Consider the following 907-nt stretch of genomic DNA (forward strand, 5'->3'; position numbering starts at 1 on the left):
CATTCCGGCGAACCTGGGTCAATTTTAACCCGGCGGTGACAAAAATTAATCCTCCCCTATTTTTGTAACCTTATTTTCTCCATTTTTTAACTACGTATTCCCTCATGAATCTAAATGGTACAAGCATAGGTTACTCCTTTGAGTGGGCTCTAAGGCAAGCGGTTTTTTTCCCTTATTTTTTTCCATTTAAATAGGACTTAATATTAAGAGAAACAGTCTCCCAATTCATTTTCATAAAAAATAATTTTATCATCCAGAAACTCTAAACTTTGTTGGAGCTTCTTCAATTCTTCCACTACTTTTTTGCGATGATTTTTAAGTAGATCTAATCGTTCTCCCATTGTTTCATTCCCCATATGCCCCCACATGGCAAATTGCTTCATGTCTTTTAGTGACATCCCGTTAGTTCAACAAACAAATATGGGAGCAGATCGCCGCGGCAGCTGCTTCCTTTATCATTGAAGTACCGGGCAGGATAATGCAATGAGTAAATGGACAACCTTGGTTACAAATGGATAGGGCGAAGCTAACTTCTTGACTTAGAGTGAACTCTAAGTGTTACTCTCTTTTTGTGCCACAAATAATTAATGGAGATGATTGCATTGACATATTCTATTGGTGAATTTTCAAAAATCGTTGGGGTATCCGAACATACTTTGAGGTTTTATGAAAGAGAGGGCTTAATAAAAGTAAACAGAGACGATAATAATATCAGGGTTTATTCGGAAGAAAATAAAACATGGGTAGAAGCTTTGCTCCACCTAAAAAAACAGGTCAGCCAGTTTTTACTGGTTGACCTCTTTCATGTACGCCCAGCATGGGCGTCATCTCTAGGGTGAGGGTCCCGAACGGGGGCTGGCGAACGGCTACCGTTAGCCAAGAGCAAGGGTGTCTACCGCGAGGTGGA

Annotated in this window: 1 protein-coding gene and 1 pseudogene; one reads left to right on the top strand and one right to left on the bottom strand. The window is 40.1% G+C overall.

Features of this window, described 5'->3' with window-relative positions; genetic code table 11:
* Nucleotides 1–203 precede the first annotated feature (203 nt).
* Complete coding sequence (locus tag EIZ37_RS25535; protein ID WP_235828232.1) at nt 204–383, bottom strand: MerR family transcriptional regulator; 180 nt, start codon at nt 381–383, stop codon at nt 204–206.
* 219 nt (nt 384–602) lie between these two features.
* Here EIZ37_RS25535 and EIZ37_RS25540 point away from each other — a divergent pair.
* Nucleotides 603–767: pseudogene (locus EIZ37_RS25540) on the top strand (MerR family DNA-binding transcriptional regulator); the annotation flags it as partial.
* Nucleotides 768–907 lie beyond the last annotated feature (140 nt).

This window comes from Brevibacillus migulae (assembly GCF_004521915.1).
In the GTDB taxonomy this organism is placed as follows: Bacteria; Bacillota; Bacilli; order Brevibacillales; family Brevibacillaceae; genus Brevibacillus_F; species Brevibacillus_F migulae.

Coding starts and splice junctions, on each gene's coding strand:
- EIZ37_RS25535 (WP_235828232.1), bottom strand. CDS start 383: ATGAAGCAATTTGCCATGTGGGGGCATATGGGGAATGAAACAATGGGA.